Source organism: Marinobacter alkalisoli, from assembly GCF_045449855.1.
In the GTDB taxonomy this organism is placed as follows: domain Bacteria; phylum Pseudomonadota; class Gammaproteobacteria; order Pseudomonadales; family Oleiphilaceae; genus Marinobacter.
Genome location: NZ_JBJJLC010000034.1, coordinates 81,087 through 87,642 on the forward strand (window position 1 = coordinate 81,087; position 6,556 = coordinate 87,642).

5 protein-coding genes are annotated in these 6,556 nt (G+C 58.4%); 1 reads left to right on the top strand and 4 read right to left on the bottom strand.

Annotated features, from left to right (window positions below):
* Positions 1–83: 83 nt before the first annotated feature.
* From ACJO5Y_RS14445 to ACJO5Y_RS14455, 3 genes are all read right to left on the bottom strand, one after another.
* A complete protein-coding gene (locus ACJO5Y_RS14445; protein ID WP_406988150.1) occupies positions 84–1,328 on the bottom strand; it encodes a patatin-like phospholipase family protein in 1,245 nt (414 codons plus the stop codon).
* 101 nt (positions 1,329–1,429) lie between these two features.
* Entirely contained in the window at positions 1,430–3,736 is a 2,307-nt protein-coding gene (gene ptsP / locus ACJO5Y_RS14450; protein WP_406988151.1) for a phosphoenolpyruvate--protein phosphotransferase, read from the bottom strand.
* A 15-nt stretch (positions 3,737–3,751) separates the two neighbouring features.
* A complete protein-coding gene (locus ACJO5Y_RS14455; RefSeq protein WP_406988152.1) occupies positions 3,752–4,282 on the bottom strand; it encodes an RNA pyrophosphohydrolase in 531 nt (176 codons plus the stop codon).
* Positions 4,283–4,456: 174 nt separating this feature from the next.
* On the opposite strand from ACJO5Y_RS14455, the gene ACJO5Y_RS14460 reads away from it, so the two are divergent.
* Positions 4,457–5,113, top strand: a complete 657-nt coding sequence (locus ACJO5Y_RS14460) for a histidinol-phosphatase (RefSeq protein WP_406988154.1) — start codon at positions 4,457–4,459, stop codon at positions 5,111–5,113.
* Positions 5,114–5,255: 142 nt separating this feature from the next.
* On the opposite strand, the gene ACJO5Y_RS14465 is transcribed toward ACJO5Y_RS14460, so the two are convergent.
* On the bottom strand, positions 5,256–6,452 hold the full coding sequence (locus ACJO5Y_RS14465) for a class I SAM-dependent rRNA methyltransferase (protein ID WP_406988155.1): 1,197 nt from the start codon (positions 6,450–6,452) through the stop codon (positions 5,256–5,258).
* Positions 6,453–6,556: the final 104 nt, after the last annotated feature.

A 6,556-nucleotide genomic window follows, 5' to 3' on the forward strand; every position in this document is an offset into this window, starting at 1 on the left:
GCATGCGGCCATGTAGTTAGGTTGGATTAGCAAAGCGTAATCCAACAACAAGTCCGCGCACCCTACACCCTACCAGCCAGCTTTTACTCCGCGCGTGAGAACAGGTGGGTCACGTTCTCCAGCCCGCTCGCCAGCTTGCCTTTCTGCGCCTGCTTTTTACGCCCCTTCGCCACATACAACGGCAACATTTCCCCATACAGACTGGTACTGATGGTGCGTTGCTCGTCTTCAAGGCGGTCACGGCGCAGCTTGATGCCGTATTTCGCCAGCCTCGGCTCCAACTCGTCCGCGCGGGCCAGCAGGTCACGACGGGTCATCTGGTAGGCGTGCTCACACACCATCCGACGGGACTGGAAACTGAACACGTTGGAGAAAAACAACTTGGCATCGTCACGGGTGGGCTCGAACAGCAGAATATCCTTGTCCGGGTAATCCCGCGCGTATTGGGCAATGCCGGACTGCATGCGGGAATACACCATGGTCCGGAACATTTGCGCCAGCAGGTTTGGCATGCCCGAACGGGTCAGCTCACCCGGCTTCATGGTCCCGGCCCTGACGGCAGTGCTTGCATCAATCGGCACTTGCGGATTCACCGCAAACACCAGGTCGGCACCATCCTCAAACGCCACCGAAGCATGAAGGCCTTTACGCAGAGTGCCGTCCACGTAGTAGCGGCCATCAATGTTTACCGGCACATACAGGCCGGGAGAGGACATACTGGCCTGTATCGCACGGGAGATCGGCACATGGTCAAAGCCTGGCGCTCCGAAACAGACGGCGTCGGTGCTCTCGACATCCGCCGCCACAATGTAGAGGCTGCGCTTGAGTTGGCGAAAATCGTTGGTGCGCCCCAGCATGGTGAACGCACGCTGCAGATACTCGTGCAGCCCCTCGTTGTCAAACAGTCCCGCAGGCGCTGCCTGAGCAAGAATAGTCATCGCTTCCAGCAGGCTTTGATCGTAAGGATTGTTGATGAAGCGACGGACCGCCGTTGTCAGCAACCCGGGCACGGCCAGCAGGCGGCCGCCAATCTCGCGAAGGGCCGGGCGATAGAACACTTCCGGGTGAAAGGGGTGCACCTCGGCTTCATTGCGTACAAAAATGCGACACAACTGCGCGGTTGTCATCTGGTTCGCCAGGTTCGCTGCCGCGAAGGAACCGGCATTCACACCGACATAGACATCGATGTTATTGAAATCGAGACCGTCGAGAGCTTCGTCCAGCGCACGCAGGGCACCAATCTCATAGATGCCGCCCAACGGGCCGCCACCGCCCAGCGCCAGGCCGATGCGGGGTTTCGATTCAGTCTCAGTGGTCGCTGACGTCATACAACTTTCCCTTCCGGGTTTTTTTATTTACTGCGTTTCCGCACGATACCAACCGGTTTTAGAGCTTACACCCTATTATCCGGCGCCAACCCATCAGCAACTCAGGAAGCGGCCTGCGCGGCCAACGCTTTCGAGGTCGACTTTCCGGGGCGGAGGTAACGGCCGAACCCGGCATTGCGCAATGCCAGGTCCACACAACTCTTGATGACATGCGGCGAATCCAGCAGCAACACGTCCTCGAGCAGCTGGCTGGCCCACTCACGGCTGATACTGCGAATCACTGATTTGACCTTGGGCAGGCTCGCGGCATTCATCGACAGGGAATCGTACCCCATGGCCATCAGCAGCAGGGCGCCGCCGGGGTCACCGGCCAGCTCACCGCATATACCAACCGGCTTACCGACAGAATGAGCGTCCTGGGCAATACGAACCAGCGCCTGGAGCACAGCCGGGTGGTAAGAATGATACAACTGGGCAACCCGGGGGTTGTTGCGATCAACCGCCAGCAGGTACTGGGTCAGATCGTTGGAGCCAACCGAGAGAAAATCCACCCGGTCCGCCAGCTCACGGATCTGGTAAACCGCGGCCGGAATTTCCACCATGACGCCAACCTTGGGCATGTGGATCTCGTAACCTTCCTCCCTGACCTCGTGGTATACCCGGTAAATCAGGTGCAGCGACTCTTCCACTTCCGAGATGTTGCTGATCATCGGCAACATGATCTGCAGGTTGTTCAGGCCCTCACTGGCCTTGAGCATGGCCCGCACCTGCACCAGGAATATTTCCGGATGATCCAGGGTCACCCGGATACCGCGCCAGCCCAGGAAGGGGTTCTCTTCCTCAATCGGGAAATAGGTCAGCGCCTTGTCACCGCCGATGTCCAGAGTGCGCATGGTCACCGGGCTGGGCGCAAAGGCCTCGAGCTGTTCGCGGTAATACTCACGCTGCTCCTGCTCGGAGGGAAAGCGATCCTTGATCATGAACGGCACTTCGGTGCGATAAAGACCAATGCCTTCCGCACCGTGATTCAGGGAGCGGACTACGTCGGTCATCAGACCGGTGTTGACGAGTAACGATACCCGATGGCCGTCGGTGGTCTCACAGGGTTTGTCACGCAGGACCTCGAGCCCCTTGATCAGCTCGTCTTCCTCGTCACAGATTTCCTGGTAATAGGACCGGAGATCGTCGGAGGGCGAAGCAAAAATTTGCCCCTCGAAACCGTCAACAATGAGTTCCCGGCCATCAAGCTGGTTAACCGGGATATCCACCAGCCCCATGACAGTGGGCACGCCCATCGCACGGGCAAGGATAGCAACGTGGGAGTTACTGGACCCCTTGACCGACACCAGGCCCACCAGCTGCCCCTTCGGCACCTCACCCAGCATGGCAGGCGTCAGTTCTTCACTCACCAGGACGGTTCGCTCAGGGTAAACCTGGTCTTTCTGTTCACCTTCCTGCAGGTGCGACAGCAACCGACGACCGAGGTCGCGAATATCCACCGCCCGCTCCTGCAGGTAATGGTCATCCATCATCTCGAAGTGGCGCACATACTGCTGAACGACCTGCTTCAACGCACCCTGCGCCCAGAAACCTTCACGGATCTTGTTGGCGACCTCGCCGGGCATGGCGTCATCACCCAACATCCGCAAATACACATCAAACAGCGCCTGCTCTTCCGGGCGTAGCTGGGAGGCAAGGCGATTGGCGACCCGTTCGATATCTTCGCGGACTGCGGTCACAGCTCCTGCAAACTGCTCCAGCTCCAGATCGATATCATCCGTCGGCTTTTCGGGAACCACATCAAGATCCGCCGCCGGATAAACCACCACGCCTTTGCCGATGGCCACACCGGGCGCGCCGGGCACGCCGCTGAAACTGACATCCTTGGTCTCTTCCCCGGTCAGGGACAGACCGCTGATGGCGCCAGTTGCCTCACTGTGAGCAATAACGCCGGCCAACTGCGCGGATACCGTAACCAGGAAAGCTTCTTCGCCCTCATCAAAACAGCGGGAACTCTCACGCTGCTGGACCACCAGGACACCAAGCACGCGGCGGTGGTGAATGATGGGCACACCAAGAAAAGAACGGAAGCGCTCTTCACCGGTTTCCGGAAAGTAGCGATAACGGGGATGGGATGGCGCATCTTCCAGGTTGATCGGCTCCTCGCGGGAGCCAACCAGGCCGACAAGACCTTCGGAATAGGCCAGGCTGACCTGCCCCACTGCCTTGCTGTAGAGCCCTTCGGTGGCCATCAGGATATAGCGGTTGGTCGCCGGATCCAGCAGGTAGACGGAGCAGACCTCGGTTCCCATGGCTTTCTGCACCCGCGATACAATGATCTCCAGCGCTTCCTGCAGGTCGCGGGCGCTGTTTACCTCTTGTACCAGATTTCGCAGTATGCTCAGCATGGCGGTTTCAGCCCGTCATTTCTGTTGGTCCTTTAAGCGCCGGTTCTGCTCGCTCCGATGCCACTGCTCCATATTGTAGAACAGTCGCGGTGCAAGCTCCCTCAGCGCACGTCTGTACACTTCACGCTTGAATGAGACCACCTGCCCCAAGGGGTACCAGTAGCTCACCCACTGCCAGCCGTCGAATTCCGGCGAATCGGTGCCGTCAACGCGCACTTGCGCATCCGGCGATAACATCCTCAGCAGGAACCATTTCTGTTTTTGTCCCACACACACGGGATGCGAGTTATGCCGCACCATCCGCCGCGGGAGGCGATACCTCAGCCAGCCCCGGGTACAGCTGATGATTTCGACATCCGCCGCACTCAAGCCTATCTCTTCCCCCAGTTCCCGATACAACGCGTCTTCCGGCGATTCGTTGTACTGGATACCGCCCTGCGGGAACTGCCAGGAGTCCTGCCCTATTCGCCTAGCCCAGAGAACCTCGCCTCTGTGGTTGGCCAGAATGATTCCGACGTTGGGTCTGAAACCGTCTGAGTCGATCACGGCACAGTCCTCTTAAAAGTCGGCGGACCAGTGCAAAAATTGACCGGTCGGAATTGTCCAAGTTGCTATCATTCTTACAGAATCCCAAGGGTTCGGCAAACGAAGCCGTCACCGATGTGTCATGGTAGACTGTGACCTTTCCACCAACCCCTGCCATGACCGGAGGTAACACCCTTGACGCTTGCGATCTTTGACCTTGATAACACCCTGCTCGCGGGAGACAGCGACCACGCCTGGGGCGAATTCCTGGTGGAGGAAGGCATTGTAGATGCCGAAGAGTACCGCAAGGCCAACGATCGCTTCTATCAGGAGTACCTGAACGGCGAACTGGACATCCTGCATTACCTCGGCTTTGCCCTGCGGCCCCTGGCAAAGCATTCCATGGAGGACTTGCTGGCCTGGCGCGACCGCTTCATGAACAAAAAGATCCGCCCCATGCTGCAGGATAAAGCATTCCGGTTGCTGGAAAAGCACCGAAATCAGGGCCATACCCTGATGATCATCACCGCCACTAACCGCTTCGTCACCGAACCGGTTGCGGAGCTCCTGGGCATCGAGCATTTGATCGCCACCGATCCGGAACTGGTCAATGGCCGCTATACGGGTGAAGTGGCAGGCACCCCCAGCTTTCAGGACGGCAAAGTAACCCGCCTGAACGACTGGCTGGCTTCGAACAGCGAGACACTGGAAGGCGCCTGGTTCTATAGCGACTCCCATAACGACGCACCATTGCTGAGAAAAGTCGACAACCCTGTGGCCGTTGACCCGGACCCGACACTGGCAAAGCTGGCTGTGGAGAATGGCTGGAAAGTGATGTCTCTCAGAGACTAACTGCCGAACTTTGGGCCCGCCAGCGGGTACAGTGCTCCGGGATCGTCAAAAACAGGGATGTTTTTGTCGAGCGTACAGGGACGTATTCACAGCGTATCCCGGAGCACTGTACCCGCTGGTGGGCTTGCCCGAAACTTGAAGGCTAGAAAAAACCAGTCAAAGACCGCACAAAGCACGATTTGATGTAATCCGTTTCCGGAATGCCCGGAATCACCGGATGATCCGGCGCCTGGTGGCCCTGCTCCAGCAGTTGGACAAACCGATCAATCTTGCGGCCGCTGCCACGAATGATATCGACCAGTTTGTCCTGGGACAGATGCATCGAACAGGATGCGGATATCAGCAGCCCATCCCGCTCCAGCAACCGCAGCCCCAGCTGATTCAGTCGAGCATAGGCCTGCTCGCCGGCTTTCTGGTCACGGCGGCGGGGAATCAGCGCCGGCGGGTCCAGCACCACAATGTCGAACTTTTCTTTCTCATCCGCCAGCGCCTTCAAGGCTTCAAACGCGTCGCCCTCAATGGTTTCCACGTTATCCAGCCCATTTAACCTGGCATTATGGTGAACCGACTCAATCGCCGAGGAAGAACTGTCCACACAGGTCACCTGCGTGGCACCGGCACAGGCCGCCTGAATGCCCCAGCCCCCGACATAGCTGAACACATCCAGCACCCGCTTACCGGGCGCATAGGCCTGCAGACGTTGACGATTCATGCGGTGATCATAGAACCAGCCGGTTTTCTGACCGCCTTCCAACGGCACCTCGAAACGCACCCCGTTCTCTTCCACCTTAAGCAGACTGGCTTCCGCCCCGTGGGCCTGCTCAACGTAGGCATCCAAACCTTCTACCTTACGCATCTTGCCATCGTTTTTGAGGATGATCGCAGCAGGATGCACCAGACGCTGGACCGCCCGAACAATCGCGTCCTTCATCAACTCCATACCGGCGGTGGAAATCTGCACCACCACGGTATCGTCAAAGCGATCAATCACCAGCCCCGACAGCCCGTCGCTGTCGCCGAACACCCAACGGTAGAAGGGCTTGTCGAACAACCGGTCGCGCAGCGCCAGGGCCGCCTCCATCCGCTGGGTAAGACGCTGCGGCGTCATGCCGTGGCTGGCATTCCGACTGATCAGGCGGCCACAGATCAGCGCGTGAGAATTCACAAACACCGTGCCCAGCGGCTTGTCATTAGCCGCCCGCAATTCCGCCTGCGCACCGGACTCGAAGTCCGTTAACGGTGATCGGCGGGTGTCCACTTCGTTGCTGTAGACCCACAGGTGACCGGCTTTCAGCCTGCGCTCAGCGCCTTTGCGGAGATAAAGGACGGGGAAATTCATAACGGCTACCTAATGGGTTGTAAAAAAAGAGGGGGAATTATACACAAGCGAGCGGATTCAACTCCGCACTTGGGGGTATTGAGTGGGTCGGGCCTCCCAAAACT